Below are 14,101 nucleotides of genomic sequence, written 5' to 3'. Positions count from 1 at the left end.
AACCGTCATCCGTAAAGTGTAGATCCCGGGGAATTGTGGCGCTGCTACTGGCCCCATCGCGGGCAAGCCCGCTCCCACAGGGATCTTCTGTGAACGCAATATTTATGAACAACAGAGGACACTGTACAAGCGGGCTTGCCCGCGATGGGGCCCTAAAGACCAGCGAAGGCTTGAGCGGTACTTGCATCTTCCTCACCCCACCCGCATAAATTACTCCATGAATCTGCCCATCCCCACGGACGCTGCACTGGCAGGCTTTCACCCCGCCGTCAGCGCCTGGTTCAGCAACACCTTCGCGACGGCCACCGCCGCCCAGGCCCGGGCGTGGCCGTTGATCCGCCAGCGCCGTTCAACGCTGATTGCCGCGCCCACCGGCTCCGGCAAAACCCTTACCGCGTTTCTGGCGGTGCTCGACGATCTGGTCCATCGCGGCCTGGAAACCCCTGGTGGCCTGCCGGACGAAACCCTGGTGGTCTACGTTTCGCCGCTCAAGGCCCTGTCCAACGACATCCAGATCAACCTGCAAAACCCGCTGGCCGGCATCACTGAACAGCTGCGCGTGATGGGCCTGCCCGACGTGCCGATCAGCACCGCCGTGCGCACCGGCGATACGCCGCAAAAAGAGCGCTCGGCCATGCGCAAAACCGCGCCGCACATTCTGGTGACCACCCCGGAATCCCTTTATGTGCTGCTCGGCTCCGACTCTGGCCGGCAAATGCTCGGCACTACGCGTACGGTGATCGTCGACGAAATCCACGCCATCGCCGCCAGCAAGCGCGGCAGTCACCTGGCCCTGAGCCTGGAGCGTCTACAGGCGCTTTGCTCGCAACCGCTGATGCGGATCGGCCTGTCCGCGACGCAAAAACCCATCGAAGCAGTGTCGCGCTTTCTGGTCGGCCGTGATCGCGACTGCGACATCATCGACATCGGTCACGCCCGCCCACGGGACCTCGATATAGAGGTGCCGCCCGTGCCGTTGTCGGCGGTGATGGCCAACGATGTCTGGGAGTTGGTCTATGACCGACTCGCCGCCCTCGCCCGCGAACACCGGACCACGCTGATTTTCGTCAACACCCGGCGCCTGGCCGAACGCCTGAGTCGACACTTGAGCGAACGCCTCGGCAAGGATGCCGTTGCCGCGCACCATGGCAGCCTGGCCAAGGAATTTCGCCTGGACGCCGAGCAACGGCTCAAGCGCGGCGAGCTGCAAGTGCTGATCGCCACCGCTTCGCTGGAGTTGGGGATCGATATCGGCGACGTCGACCTGGTGTGCCAGATCGCTTCGCCGCGCTCGATTGCCGGTTTCTTGCAACGGGTCGGTCGCTCCGGGCACCAGATCGGCGGCACGCCCAAGGGCCGGTTGTTCGCCACCACCCGCGACGACCTGATCGAATGCGCCGCCCTGCTCGATTGCGTACGCCGTGGCGAACTCGACACGTTACAGATCCCCGAAGCGCCACTGGACGTGCTGGCCCAGCAGATCATCGCCGAGGTCAGCTGCCAGGAATGGCAGGAGCAGGCGCTGCTGGCGATGCTGCGAAAAGCCTCGCCTTACGCCACGCTCGACGAAAAGCACTATCAGGCACTGCTGCAAATGCTCGCCGAGGGCTACAACGGTCGCCTGGGCATTCGCAGCGCTTACCTGCACCGGGACGCCGTAAGCCGCACCTTGCGTGGCCGCCGGGGCGCCAAGCTGACCGCTGTGACCAGCGGCGGGACGATTCCGGACAACGCCGACTACAGCGTGTTGCTGGAGCCTCAGGGGCTGAACATCGGCAGCGTCAATGAAGACTTCGCGGTGGAAAGCATCGCCGGGGATATCTTCCAGCTGGGCAATACGTCGTATCGGATCCTGCGGGTCGAAACCGGCAAGGTCCGGGTCGAGGACGCTCTGGGTCAGCCGCCGACCATTCCGTTCTGGCTCGGTGAAGCACCCGGTCGCAGCGATGAACTGTCATTCGCCGTGGCCCGCCTGCAAGCGCAACTCGATGAACGGCTCGGCGCCACACTCGGCAATCTGCAACCGGCGCTCGACTGGCTGACCGACACCCTCGGCCTGAACCTCGCCAGCGCCGAGCAACTGGTCGACTACCTGGCCCGGGCCCGCCTGACCCTCGGCGCCTTGCCGTCGCAAGATACATTGGTGATGGAACGGTTTTTCGACGAGTCCGGCGGTACGCAGCTGATCATCCACTCGCCGTTCGGCAGCCGCATCAACCGCGCCTGGGGCCTGGCCTTGCGCAAGCGTTTCTGCCGCACGTTCAATTTTGAATTGCAGGCCGCCGCCAGCGAGGACGCCATCGTGCTGTCGCTGTCCACCAGCCACAGCTTCGAGCTGGACGACGTCTGGCGCTACCTGCACAGCAACAGCGCCAAACATATCCTGACTCAAGCAGTGCTCGAGGCGCCGTTATTCGGCGTGCGCTGGCGCTGGAATGCCGGGGTCGCCCTCGCGCTGCCACGCTACAGCGGCGGACGCAAAGTACCGCCACAAATCCAGCGGATGAAAAGCGAAGACCTGATCGCCAGTGTGTTTCCCGATCAGATCGCCTGCGTGGAAAACCTCGCCGGCGAGCGCGAGATTCCCGATCATCCGCTGGTGGAACAAACCCTCGACGATTGCCTGCACGAAGCCATGGACAGCGAAGGCTGGCTGGCGTTGTTACGGCGCATGGAACAGGGCGACATCCGCCTGATCAGCCGCGATTTGCCGGCGCCCTCGCCACTGGCGGCAGAGATTCTCAGCGCCCGCCCCTACACCTTTCTCGACGATGCACCTCTGGAAGAGCGGCGCACTCAGGCGGTGCTCAACCGCCGCTGGAGCGATCCGCAGTCCACCGACGACCTCGGTGCCCTGGACGCCGAGGCGATTGCCGCTGTGCGCGACGAAGCCTGGCCAGCGCCCACCGGCATCGATGAAATGCATGAGGCCTTGATGAGCCTGGCGTGCATTAGCGATACCGAGGCCCAGGCCAACACGAAGTGGCTCGATTGGCTGAACACCCTGGCCGACAGTGGCCGCGCCAGCCGTTTGCACATCAACGCCGAGCAATCGCTGTGGTTGGCGCTGGAGCGACTGACCTGCCTGAAGGCGATTTATCCACAGGCCGCGTTGCTGCCAGCGCTGGAGGCGTTGCCGGGTCTCGATGAAACCTGGGAGCCAGACGAAGCGGTGCTGGAAGTGATCCGTGCGCGGCTCAGTGGGTTTGGTCCGTTGCCGCTGACGGCGATTGCCGAGCCGCTTGGATTACCGGCGCTTCAAGTCACTCAGGCACTGGCGCAACTGGAACGCGAAGGTTACGTACTGCGCGGGCAATTCAGCCCGGGCGCCCGTGAAGAAGAATGGTGCGAACGGCATTTGCTGGCGCGGATTCATCGCTACACGGTCAAACGGCTGCGACGGGAAATCGAGCCGGTGGCGTTGCAGGATTTCATGCGTTTTCTGTTCGACTGGCAGCATCTTTCCACCGCGAGCCGAGGCCAGGGCAGTGCAGTGTTGCCGGCGATCATCAGCCAGTTCGAAGGCTACCCCGCCGCCGCTTCGGCGTGGGACAGCGACATTCTGCCGGCGCGGCTCAAAGACTATTCGGCGAGCTGGCTGGATGAGTTATGCCGCAGCGGCAAGCTGGTCTGGACCCGCCTGACCGCGCACAACAAGAGCGCCGGCACGGCATTGCGCAGTACGCCAATTCTGTTACTGCCGCGCAGTCAGGTCGGGTTGTGGAGTGGTTTGATCGAACAGACACCGGTCAGTGAGCTGTCGCCGAAAACGCAGAAAGTCCATGAAGCGCTCAGCCAGCACGGCGCGCTGTTTTTCGATGAACTGATTCACGAGGCCCATCTGCTGCGCTCGGAACTGGAAATCGCCTTGCAGGAACTGGTCGGTGCCGGGCTGGTAAACGCCGACAGCTTCGCCGGCCTGCGCGCGCTGATCACCCCGGCCAGCAAACGCCAGAATCGCAGCAGCCGACGCGGGCGCGGAGCGTTTGTCGGCGGGATGGACGACGCCGGGCGCTGGGCGTTGCTGCGACGCGGTGCCGCCCCGGTTGTGGATAAGCAACGTCCAACGCCCACACCCACAGAAACCCTGGAATACATCGCCATGACCTTGCTGCGCCGTTACGGCGTGGTGTTCTGGCGCTTGCTGGAGCGTGAGGCGGATTGGTTGCCGAGTTGGCGGGAATTGCTGCGCACGTTCCATCGGCTCGAGGCCCGGGGAGAGATTCGTGGCGGGCGGTTTGTCAGTGGTCTGGCGGGGGAACAATTTGCGCTACCCGAGGCGATTGCGTTGCTGCGCGAAGTCAGGCGGCGACCGCACGACGGTAGTCTGATCGCGGTGTGTGGGGTGGATCCGCTGAACCTCGCCGGCACCCTGTTGCCGGGGGCGAAAGTGCCGGCGCTGGCGAGCAATCGACTGGTGTATCGCGATGGTCTTCCTGCCGCGGCGGAGATTGCCGGCAAGCAGCAGTTCTGGCTGGAGCTGGAGCAACAGGCCATGGCCGAGGTGCGTAGTAAATTGATCCGGCATTGATGCTGGTTGGCCTGGCCTCTTCGCGAGCAAGCCCACTCCCATATTTGATTTGTGGTGTTTTGGCGAGTTTTTACCGTCCGTAGCCCCGTCGAAACTTTCACCCGCGCCCCACAGTCATCAAAAGACAGGGCTGTCCGAGGACGGGAGGCGACATGAGGCCAAGCTTTATCACCCACATCAAGCGCCTGCGGGACATTCATGAACCGCTGGCGAGTTTCTTCGTCCTCGGCGAACCGGCTGCCGAAGGCGCACTGCCATGAGCATTCCCGAACCGGTCGGCGGGACCGATGAACAGCAACCGATCATCAGCGCCGTGAGCCGCTTTACCGTGCTGACGGTCAACACCCACAAGGGGTTCACCGCGCTCAATCGGCGCTTCATCCTGCCCGAGTTGCGTGAGGCGGTGCGCAGTGTGTCCGCCGACGTGGTGTTTTTACAGGAGGTCCACGGCACCCACGAGCATCACCCCCAGCGCTACAACAACTGGCCGGCAATGCCCCAGTACGAATTCCTTGCCGATACCCTGTGGCCGCAATTTGCCTATGGACGCAACGCCGTATACCCGGCGGGCGATCACGGCAATGCGCTGTTGTCAAAATTCCAGATCATCCGCCACGACAACCTCGACGTGTCCATCAGCGGCCACGAGAACCGTGGAATCCTGCATTGTGTGCTGCGCCTGCCTGGCGACGGTCGGGAAGTGCATGCCATTTGCGTCCATCTGGGGCTGCGCGAAAGCCACCGGGCGGCACAACTCAAGCTGCTGACCCAACGTATGGAAGAGTTACCGCAAGATACCCCGGTGATCGTCGCCGGCGACTTCAACGACTGGCGCCTGCGCGCCGATGCGCGGCTCAATCCTTGCGGTTTGCGTGAGGTCTTCGCCGAGCTGCATGGCAAACCGGCGCGCAGTTTCCCGGCGCGTTGGCCGGCGTTACGCCTGGACCGCATTTACGTGCGCAACCTCAAGGCCAGCCATCCGCAAGTATTGGCAGCACGGCCCTGGTCACACCTTTCCGACCATGCTCCGCTGTCGGTGGAAATCGAGCTATGAGCAGCCCATCGATGGGAAAAGCCACGGCCGAGCACCTGTCCCCGCCTCCCCCCGTGCGCGAACCGGCGGTGACTGACTTCGAGTACGGCTGGCACGGTAACAACCGGGTCGAATTGCTGGAAAACGGTGAAGCGTACTTTCCACGGGTGTTTGAAGTACTGCGCCAGGCCCAGAGTGAAATCCTGCTGGAGACGTTCATTGTGTTCGAGGACAAGGTCGGCAATGAGCTTCAACAGATCCTGATTGAAGCGGCTCAACGCGGTGTGCGCATCACCGTCAGCCTCGACGGTTTTGGCTGTGGCGAACTGAGTACGGAGTTCCTCGCCGCCCTGAGCAACGCAGGCGTACGCCTGCAAATATTCGACCCCGCCCCGCGTCACTTTGGCATCCGCACCAACTGGTTCCGCCGCCTGCACCGCAAGATCGTGGTGGTCGACGGCATGATCGCGTTCATCGGCGGGATCAACTTTTCCGCCGACCATCTGGCCGACTTCGGCCCCGAGGCCAAACAGGATTACTCGGTTGAAGTGCAGGGCCCGGCGGTGGCCGATATTCATCACTTTGTCCTGCTGAAAAGCGGTCGACCGGCCCGGGCCAAATACTGGTGGCAACGCCGCAGACAGAGGCGCGCGGAACTGGCGGTCAGCGATCATGATGGTCAGGTGCGGCTGGTGTATCGCGACAACGCAGAACACCCAAAAGATATCGAAGAGGTGTACTTGCAGGTAGTGCGCACTGCCCGACGTCGCGTGGTGATTGCCAATGCCTATTTCTTTCCAGGCTATCGGCTGCTGCGGGAGATCCGCAATGCGGCGCGCCGAGGAGTCGAGGTGCACCTGATTCTTCAGGGGCAGCCCGACATGCGGGTGGCCAAGCTCGCCGCGCGCATGACCTACGACTACCTGCTGCGGGCCGGCGTGGTGATCTACGAATATTGCGACCGCCCCCTGCATGGCAAAGTCGCCCTGGTCGACGAGGACTGGAGCACCGTCGGTTCGAGCAATCTCGACCCACTGAGTTTGTCTCTGAACCTGGAGGCCAATGTGCTGATCCGCGACCGTGCCTTCAATCGCGACCTGTACGAGCGTCTCGACGAGTTGAGCAGCAACCACTGCAAGATCATGTCGATAGACAAGGCGCCCCGCGGGCGGGTCTGGCACATGACCATCGGCTTTCTGGTGTTTCACTTCCTGCGGCATTTCCCGGCGTGGGCCGGTTGGTTGCCGGCGCATAAACCGCGCCTCAAACCCTTCATCCATCCGGCCGGGAGCGCCAAGGCATGAGCCACTCCGAAGCGCAGCCTGCCCCGCACTCCGACACGCCAGGCAAACCCCTCTGGCGCCGCTGGAAAAAGCCTCTGACGATGCTGTTTTTCCTGGCGTTGATCGTTTTGTTCACGATGCTCGCCCAGCGCATCGAATGGGATGAAGTATTCGACACCCTGGCCGATTTCAAAGTACGCACGCTGATCATCGCATCAGGCCTGACCCTGGTGAGTTTTCTGGTTTACGCCTGTTTCGACCTGATCGGCCGCACCTACATCCGGCAGAACCTGACCTGGCGGCAGATCCTCCCGGTGGGAATCATCAGCTATGCCTTCAATCTCAACCTGAGCGCCTGGGTCGGCGGCATCGCCATGCGTTACAGGCTGTATTCACGGCTTGGCGTGAGTAAAGGCAACATCGCGAAAATCCTCGGGCTGAGCCTGGCGACCAACTGGTTCGGTTACATGGTGATTGCCGGCACAGTGTTCAGCAGCGGACTGGTGCGAATGCCGCCAGGCTGGAAGCTGAGTAGCGAAGCCTTGCAAGGCGTGGGCGTGTTGTTGCTGCTATTGAGTGCAGGGTATTTGGCGGCCTGCCGGTTTTCCAGGCGGCGGGAGTGGTCGATTCGCGGCGTGGAAATCGACCTGCCGTCGCTGCACATGGCGATCCTGCAACTAGGCCTCGGCGCACTGAACTGGTCACTGATGGCGGCGGTGATCTTCACCCTGCTGCCGAGCAAACTGGACTATCCGCTGGTGCTTGGCGTGTTGCTGATCAGCGCCATTGCCGGGGTCATCACCCATATTCCCGCCGGGCTCGGCGTGTTGGAGGCGGTGTTCGTGGCGCTGCTGCAACACCAGGTTTCGCGGGGAAGCCTGGTGGCGGGGTTGATTGCTTATCGGGCGATCTATTTCATTCTGCCGCTGTTGATCACCGTGGTGATGTACCTGGTAGTGGAAGCCAAGGCCAAGTCGTTGCGGATCTCGAAAAAACCTTCTTGAGGTATTCGCTGAAGCGGATGCCGCCTTCGCGAGCGAGCCCGCTTGTGTCTTGCGCAGGAATTAGACTGAGGGTGAGAGCGGTGAGTGGCAAGCTGAATGATCGCAAGAACACCCCACATCATGTTGACTGGATAATGCTCAACCGCTCGCCCACCACCATTTCCGTGATCCAGCCCACAAGGATCGAGGTGTACGCCTGTTGCGAGACAGGCTCGCTCAAGGCGTGATCGGCACCGTCGATAATCCGGTGGGTCAACGAGTGGGTCCGCTGACACGCAGCGCGGTAACTCATGATCGTCGCATGGGGTACATAGGCGTCGGTCTCGGACTCCACCAGCAACACATCCCCGGTAAATTGCGAACAGGCATGCAGTGCGCGATTGCTGTCAGCGCGGACCCGTGTGTTGCGGTAATCGCGTAAATCGACCTTGTCCAATTCACGCTTGGGCGTGTGCCACAAGTCGTCGCGATACAGCGCCGGCACTCGCAGCGCCAACCAGCGCACAGGGCGTAACGTCGTCAGGATCGCTGCCAGATAACCGCCATAACTGGTGCCGACCACCGCGATCGCGGAGGTATCGAGCGCCGGATGGGCGAGCAAGCGATCGTAAGCCGCCAGCAGGTCGCGCAGGTTGTCTTCGCGGGTCACCCGGGACAACGGAATACCGGTCCCACCGGTATGGCCGCGCAAGTCGAACGTCAGACATACGCAACCCAACCCGGCAATGCCTTTGGCGCGTTCCAGGTCACGCTCCTGACTACCGCCCCAACCGTGGACGAAAAGCACACCCGGGACTTTCGATTTGGGGCTGAGGAAGGTCCCGCTCATCTGTTCATCGTCGATGTCGATCGCAATGGTTTCGCTTCTAGCCGTCATAGGATTTGACCGTTACGTACTTGAGAAGAAAGTCACTGTGTTCCGCCGGTCCGCGGTAGACCTCAATGGCGTTCAGCGGCAGCGGTTGGTCGGTATAGGTTTCGACCGACGACACGCGAATCGCGCGCAGGCCGGGGTCGTTGACGAAGCTTTGCAGCGCCGCGACTTCAGCGCTGCTGGCACCGCCCAGGCGCCAGGACTGTTCGAGCACGCCGCTGCGTTGTTGGCCGTTGCAGTCCAACCCCTGGGCGATGTCGTAGTTGCGCCGCGAGGCGTAGAAACCGGGGTAGGCTTCATCCGCCGCGCTATCGAACACCTGCGCCTTCTGGATCGCCAGCCTCACCTCATCCGGCAGTTCCAGCGCCAGCAAGTCCTCGTAATAGCCCTGCACCACCAACAGGTTGGACCCGCCATAAACCTGCTCACCCTCCCCGTCTTCGGTCAAGTATTGATCACCGCAATAACTCAGCACGTTGTCGCCGATAAAACTCTGACCAACACTGTGGGTGATCACCTCAGTCAAGTCCTGCTCCAGCACCACACCTTCGGTGAACAACGCTTTGGCATCGGGACGAGCGAGGATGGCGTCGAACTGGCCGAGGCTTTTGATCACTTCCTGACCGCGTCCGGCGCAGGCATGAATTGGCTTCATGCGGATCGGGCCGCTGTAGAGCAGATGCTCCGCTGCCGGGCGGGCATCGTCCGGGAGAACACGCTGATGCCATCGAGCACGACGCTGCGGACCCGCTCGGAAAACAGGGGCGCCCAACCTTCGGGGGCGAACGCATAGCGGCTTAACAAGCCATGACTGATGGCTTTGGTGCAGATGAAATCGTGGTCGACGTAACCGCCCCACAAATCCTCCGGTCCTTTGACGCCCAGCTGCCGAGCAGCAGCGACGCCTACCAGCGTCTGGGTCGGCAACAGATAAAGGTCACGGCCGCTGTGCAATTGAAGGTCGTAGCTGCCGCCGTATTCAAGCCCGACGATCTGTGCCAGCCAACGGGCCAGCGCGCGATTGGTTTCGACTTCGTGCAGCGGAGCATCGGGTCGCACCGAATGGGCGAGCACCAGTTTCTTGCGGTTTGTTGGGGTCATGCGTTCCCCTTCAATCTGCGCGTGATGAATGTCATTGAAGGAGTGCAGAGATCAGGCCAACGGAGGCTGGAGAGAAACAGGTTTCAAATCAGCCAATTGCGAATTACGTGATAGCACAAGGCCTGTTTTATTCTGCACGACACCTTTCAATACTCCCGGCATTTTGCACGACCAAAGCCTGGCACAAATCTAATGTGGGAGCGGGGTCTGTGGTGATGCTCGCTACCGAGCCATGACCGCGATCGGCGTAACCCCAAACCGTGCCCGGTAATCACTCGGCGCCAGCCCGGTAATCTTCTTGAACGTCGCGCGAAACGCACTCGGGTCCTGATAGCCCACGGTCCAGGCAATGTGATCAATGGTGCCGTTGGTGAATTCGAGCATTTCCCGCGCCTTGCCGACTCGCAGATGCTGGCAATACTCGGTGGGTTTCAACCCGGTCGCTGCACGGAACCGCCGCAGGAAAGTACGCTCTTCCAGCCCCGCCCGTTCGGCCATCGCCGCCAACGAGACATCGGTCGCCCCGGTGCTTTGCAGCCAGTGCTGAACCTTGAGAATCAACCCATCGCCATGGTTGAGAATCGGTGAAAAGTTACTGCCGCACTCGCTCGCGCTGTCGCTGTGTTCCACCACCAGAAACCGCGCCGTGCCGGTGGCGATGCTCGGCCCCAGCAAGCGGTCCACCAACCGTAACCCCAGCTCTGACCAGGCCATCAGCCCGGCGGTGGTGATCAGATCACCGTCGTCGACGATGGGCGTGTCGGCCTTGAGCTTTATCGCGGGGTAACGCTCGGCGAAAGATTTAGCCGAAGTCCAGTGGGTGGTGGCGCTACGGCCGTCGAGCAGGCCGCTTTCGGCCAACAGAATAGAACCCACGCAGACCCCGCCGAGGGTCGCGCCGCTGGCATGTTGCTGTCGAATCCAGCGAATCAACCCCTGGGGCGCCTGTCCCTCGGAAAAGCCTCCGATCGAGGGTGGGATCAACACGGCAACCAACGCGCCGGCCGGGCCTGGATGAGTGTCATAGACCCGCTCGAGCACCTGATCGCCCTCGACCTGCCAATGGCTGACCCGCAGCAATGGTAGCTGTGCCGTCTGATGCTCGGCGGCGATCCGGTTGGCCACGCCAAACAGGTCCGTCAACCCATGCACCGCTGCCATCTGCGCACCGGGATAGATCAGTACCCCCAGTTCGGCGACTGCCCTTTCGACTCCCATTGTCAGTTTTCCCCCTTCTATTGTCGGTACGGCCAATCCTCGAACGAACGGCCAGCGCCAATACTACATTCCACAACCAACACACACTTCGAGGAAACACTCATGGCCAAGCAAGCACTCATCGTAGTCGATATCCAAAACGACTACTTCCCCCAAGGCAAGTGGCCGCTGGCGGGCGCCGACGCCGCAGCGGACAACGCCGCACGGTTGATTCAGGCGTTTCGCGAGGCCGGTGATCCGGTGGTGCATATCCGCCACGAATTCACCTCCGACGCCGCACCGTTCTTCACCCCGGGCTCCGACGGCGCGAAGTTGCACCCCAAAGTCCTCAATCGCGCCGACGAGCCAGTGGTGCTCAAGCACTTCACCAACTCATTCCGCGAAACCGAACTGGAGTCAATCCTCGACCAGCAAGGCATCGAGCACCTGGTGGTGGTCGGGAGCATGAGCCACATGTGCATCGACGGCATCACCCGTGCCGCGGCAGATCTTGGCTACACCGTCACCGTCGTCCACGATGCCTGCGCCACCCGTGATCTGGAGTTCAACGGTCTGACGGTTCCGGCAGCCCACGTACACGCCGCCTTCATGTCGGCCCTGGGTTTTGCTTATGCAAGCGTGGTGTCCACTGACGATTTTCTGGCTGATTAAGATGAGGAACCTGTGGGAGCGGGCTTGCCCGCGATGAGGCCATCACATCCAACATCTTTGTTGACTGTTACATCGCTATCGCGGGCAAGCCCGCTCCCACAGGATTGCGCTTAACTGACTGGCATTGAGTGATAGACCTTCTTTTGTCATACACCTGTGCAACAGTCGAAAAAATCTCACGCGTGAGCTATTGAAGGCCGCAAAAATTGCCTGTAGTGTTTCTCACGCGTGAGTATTTTTTCACAACGGGGTCAGCATCATGAACAGCAGCTCTCCATCAGATCCTCCTACCGGGTCTGTTACCGATTCAGCGAGTCGCAAGGGAGAGCGCTCGAAACCCTCCGCGAAAAAACCATCCAGCTTCTACATGAAGCAGATGCGCGCGGGCCTGGGTGCCGCCGGGTATGTGAAACACGAGACTTGGGTGCTTCCCGAAAACCGAAGCCTGCTCAAGCAGATGGAGAAACAGCTACGCCAACCGATTCTGGCTGGCTCATTCATGTCGGAGAATTACATGAGCGCAGGTAATAACTGGAACATCGATCGCCTCTACAGCGCCCTTCAGGCCCTCGACGAAGTGATTGCGAACGACATCACCCTTTCCCTCGTTCAAGGCTCCGAATCCAGCATCAAGCTGGAAATGAACGATTTCGGTGGCTTGCCGATTTACATCGCAGTGGTTGGCGATCAGATCATCGTCGATACCGTTCTGGTCGATGTCGAGTCCATCAACGATGTACCGGCCTTCAACGATGCCGTTCTGCGCAGCCGGGAAATGTTCCCGTTGTCCTCGATCGGTATCGAGTCCATGCCCAACGGGCAGATCGTTTACAACATGTTCGGCGCACTGAGCTCCGACTCCAGCCTGACCAACGTCGTGACCGAGGTCAAAACCCTCGTCGACAACGTCCAGCGCGCCAGTGAAGCCTTCGAACGCTTTTTCAATTAATTATTCGGGAACAGGAAATATCCAATGACTCAGTCCATCTGGAGCAAATTGTTCACCGCGCTGCGTGGCGGTGCCAATGAAGTCGGCGAATCTATCGTCGACCAACAGGCCCTGCGCATCCTCGACCAGGAAATTCGCGATGCTGACAGCGCGCTAGCCAACGCCAAGCGCGAGCTGGTCACCATCATGGCCAAGCACAAACTGTCGGCTGATCGCGTCAGCGAGTACAACGCCAAGATCAAGGACCTGGAATCCAAGGCCCTGTCCGCAATCCAGGCCAATCGCGAAGACCTGGCACTGGAAGTGGCCGAAGCCATTTCGACCCTGACCAATGAACTGGATGTCGAGCAAAAGCAGGCCACCGAATTCGGCGGTTACGCAGACAACATGCGCAAAGACATCACCAAGGCCGAAAACCGCATCAAAAGCCTGCGTCAGCAAGTGGACATGGCCAAGGCTCGCGAGAGCGTACAGAAAGCCCAGGTCAGCGCTTCGATCGCCAGTGGCGGCGCCAACGGCAAGCTGGAAACCGCTGTCGGTACGCTGAACCGTCTGCAAGCCAAACAACAGCAACGCGCCGCTGAACTGCAAGCCCAGGACGAACTGGCCGATGCGTCGACCGGCACCGACCTGGAGCGCAAGCTGCGCGAAGCCGGCATCACGCCGAACGAAGGCAGCGCCAATGCGATCCTGGAACGCCTGAAGAAAAAATCGGCCGAGTAATCGACTCACGTGCCGGATGCATAACCTGTGGGAGCGAGCCTGCTCGCGAAGAGGGAGTGTCAGTCGACATCAATGTTGCTGACACAACGCTTCGCGAGCAGGCTCGCTCCCACAATGGGTTGCGCTTCAATTTTCGTCGAGTCGAGTTGAGTCGAGGTCAAGGATGGATGCCCTGAAGGGTTTCAAGACAATCGCAGGCGTAGCCCTCTTCATGGTTGCGCTGCATCTGCTCAATGCGGCGACCGGCTACAGCCTTACTGCCTTCGGCCTGGTGCCGAGAACATTGCACGGACTGGCCGGCATCATCACCTCGCCTTTCTTGCACTCATCCTTTGCACACCTGAGCGCCAACCTGATTGCCTTCTTGATCCTCGGTACTCTGGTCATTATCGAAGGGCTCAATCGGTTCGTGGCCGTCAGCGCTATCATTATTTTGCTGGGCGGCTCGCTGATCTGGCTGTTCGGTTTTGCAGGCGTACACATCGGTGCCAGCGGATGGGTATTCGGGCTGTGGGCGTACCTCCTGTCGCGCGCCTGGTTCCAGAGAAGCTGGAGCAACCTGATAACGGCCAGTGTCGTCGCCCTGCTCTATGGCGGGCTGATTTTTGGCTTCCTTCCTCGCCGGGGCATTTCCTTCGAAGGGCATATTTTTAGTGCGATCGCCGGGTTTATTGCAGCCAAGGTACTTTTATCTACGCCGCGCAGCAGGTTTAATGCCGCCCGGTAACCGCACT

At 60.9% G+C, this 14,101-nt stretch carries 10 protein-coding genes and 1 pseudogene; 8 read left to right on the top strand and 3 right to left on the bottom strand.

Annotated elements, in window-relative coordinates; all coding sequences use genetic code 11:
* Positions 1–217: 217 nt before the first annotated feature.
* The 4 genes from QMK51_RS03530 to QMK51_RS03515 all read left to right on the top strand — a co-directional run bounded on the left by QMK51_RS03530 (position 218) and on the right by QMK51_RS03515 (position 7,851).
* Positions 218–4,531, top strand: a complete 4,314-nt coding sequence (locus QMK51_RS03530; RefSeq protein WP_320393166.1) for a DEAD/DEAH box helicase — start codon at positions 218–220, stop codon at positions 4,529–4,531.
* A 256-nt stretch (positions 4,532–4,787) separates the two neighbouring features.
* Positions 4,788–5,585: an endonuclease/exonuclease/phosphatase family protein gene (locus QMK51_RS03525; RefSeq protein WP_320393165.1), complete on the top strand. Its 798-nt coding sequence runs from the start codon at positions 4,788–4,790 to the stop codon at positions 5,583–5,585.
* Positions 5,582–6,868, top strand: coding sequence for a cardiolipin synthase ClsB (clsB, locus tag QMK51_RS03520; protein WP_320393164.1), 1,287 nt, complete (start codon positions 5,582–5,584; stop codon positions 6,866–6,868). The genes QMK51_RS03525 and clsB overlap by 4 nt, the downstream gene beginning before the upstream one ends.
* On the top strand, positions 6,865–7,851 hold the full coding sequence (locus QMK51_RS03515) for a lysylphosphatidylglycerol synthase domain-containing protein (RefSeq protein WP_258698847.1): 987 nt from the start codon (positions 6,865–6,867) through the stop codon (positions 7,849–7,851). The genes clsB and QMK51_RS03515 overlap by 4 nt, the downstream gene beginning before the upstream one ends.
* A 118-nt stretch (positions 7,852–7,969) precedes the next feature.
* Here QMK51_RS03515 and QMK51_RS03510 read toward each other — a convergent pair whose 3' ends face one another.
* The 3 genes and pseudogenes from QMK51_RS03510 to QMK51_RS03500 form a co-directional block, all read right to left on the bottom strand.
* A complete protein-coding gene (locus tag QMK51_RS03510) occupies positions 7,970–8,728 on the bottom strand; it encodes an alpha/beta hydrolase family protein (protein WP_320393163.1) in 759 nt (252 codons plus the stop codon).
* A pseudogene (locus tag QMK51_RS03505) lies at positions 8,718–9,826 on the bottom strand (DUF3182 family protein). The gene QMK51_RS03510 and the pseudogene QMK51_RS03505 overlap by 11 nt, the downstream one beginning before the upstream one ends.
* Before the next feature lie 222 nt (positions 9,827–10,048).
* Positions 10,049–11,044 (bottom strand): GlxA family transcriptional regulator, encoded by a 996-nt coding sequence (locus tag QMK51_RS03500; RefSeq protein ID WP_320393162.1) that lies wholly within the window; start codon positions 11,042–11,044, stop codon positions 10,049–10,051.
* Between the two features lie 102 nt (positions 11,045–11,146).
* Here QMK51_RS03500 and QMK51_RS03495 point away from each other — a divergent pair, with 102 nt between their 5' ends.
* The 4 genes from QMK51_RS03495 to QMK51_RS03480 all read left to right on the top strand — a co-directional run bounded on the left by QMK51_RS03495 (position 11,147) and on the right by QMK51_RS03480 (position 14,094).
* On the top strand, positions 11,147–11,695 hold the full coding sequence (locus tag QMK51_RS03495; protein ID WP_258698843.1) for a cysteine hydrolase family protein: 549 nt from the start codon (positions 11,147–11,149) through the stop codon (positions 11,693–11,695).
* 367 nt (positions 11,696–12,062) lie between these two features.
* Positions 12,063–12,644, top strand: coding sequence for a YjfI family protein (locus QMK51_RS03490; RefSeq protein WP_258698842.1), 582 nt, complete (start codon positions 12,063–12,065; stop codon positions 12,642–12,644).
* Between the two features lie 24 nt (positions 12,645–12,668).
* On the top strand, positions 12,669–13,367 hold the full coding sequence (locus QMK51_RS03485; protein ID WP_258698841.1) for a PspA/IM30 family protein: 699 nt from the start codon (positions 12,669–12,671) through the stop codon (positions 13,365–13,367).
* A 163-nt stretch (positions 13,368–13,530) separates the two neighbouring features.
* Positions 13,531–14,094 carry a rhomboid family intramembrane serine protease gene (locus QMK51_RS03480; protein ID WP_258698840.1) on the top strand — a complete coding sequence of 188 codons (564 nt, stop codon included), beginning with the start codon at positions 13,531–13,533 and terminating at the stop codon, positions 14,092–14,094.
* Positions 14,095–14,101: the final 7 nt, after the last annotated feature.

The sequence above is a fragment of the Pseudomonas sp. P9_31 genome (assembly GCF_034008235.1).
In the GTDB taxonomy this organism is placed as follows: Bacteria; Pseudomonadota; Gammaproteobacteria; order Pseudomonadales; family Pseudomonadaceae; genus Aquipseudomonas.
Note: the sequence above shows the minus strand (reverse complement) of the source record. Positions and strands in the feature narration are given on the sequence as shown.

Coding starts and splice junctions, on each gene's coding strand:
- QMK51_RS03510 (WP_320393163.1), bottom strand. CDS start 8,728: ATGACGGCTAGAAGCGAAACCATTGCGATCGACATCGACGATGAACAG.
- QMK51_RS03490 (WP_258698842.1), top strand. CDS start 12,063: ATGAAGCAGATGCGCGCGGGCCTGGGTGCCGCCGGGTATGTGAAACAC.
- QMK51_RS03515 (WP_258698847.1), top strand. CDS start 6,865: ATGAGCCACTCCGAAGCGCAGCCTGCCCCGCACTCCGACACGCCAGGC.
- QMK51_RS03500 (WP_320393162.1), bottom strand. CDS start 11,044: ATGGGAGTCGAAAGGGCAGTCGCCGAACTGGGGGTACTGATCTATCCC.
- QMK51_RS03495 (WP_258698843.1), top strand. CDS start 11,147: ATGGCCAAGCAAGCACTCATCGTAGTCGATATCCAAAACGACTACTTC.
- clsB (WP_320393164.1), top strand. CDS start 5,582: ATGAGCAGCCCATCGATGGGAAAAGCCACGGCCGAGCACCTGTCCCCG.
- QMK51_RS03525 (WP_320393165.1), top strand. CDS start 4,788: ATGAGCATTCCCGAACCGGTCGGCGGGACCGATGAACAGCAACCGATC.
- QMK51_RS03530 (WP_320393166.1), top strand. CDS start 218: ATGAATCTGCCCATCCCCACGGACGCTGCACTGGCAGGCTTTCACCCC.
- QMK51_RS03480 (WP_258698840.1), top strand. CDS start 13,531: ATGGATGCCCTGAAGGGTTTCAAGACAATCGCAGGCGTAGCCCTCTTC.
- QMK51_RS03485 (WP_258698841.1), top strand. CDS start 12,669: ATGACTCAGTCCATCTGGAGCAAATTGTTCACCGCGCTGCGTGGCGGT.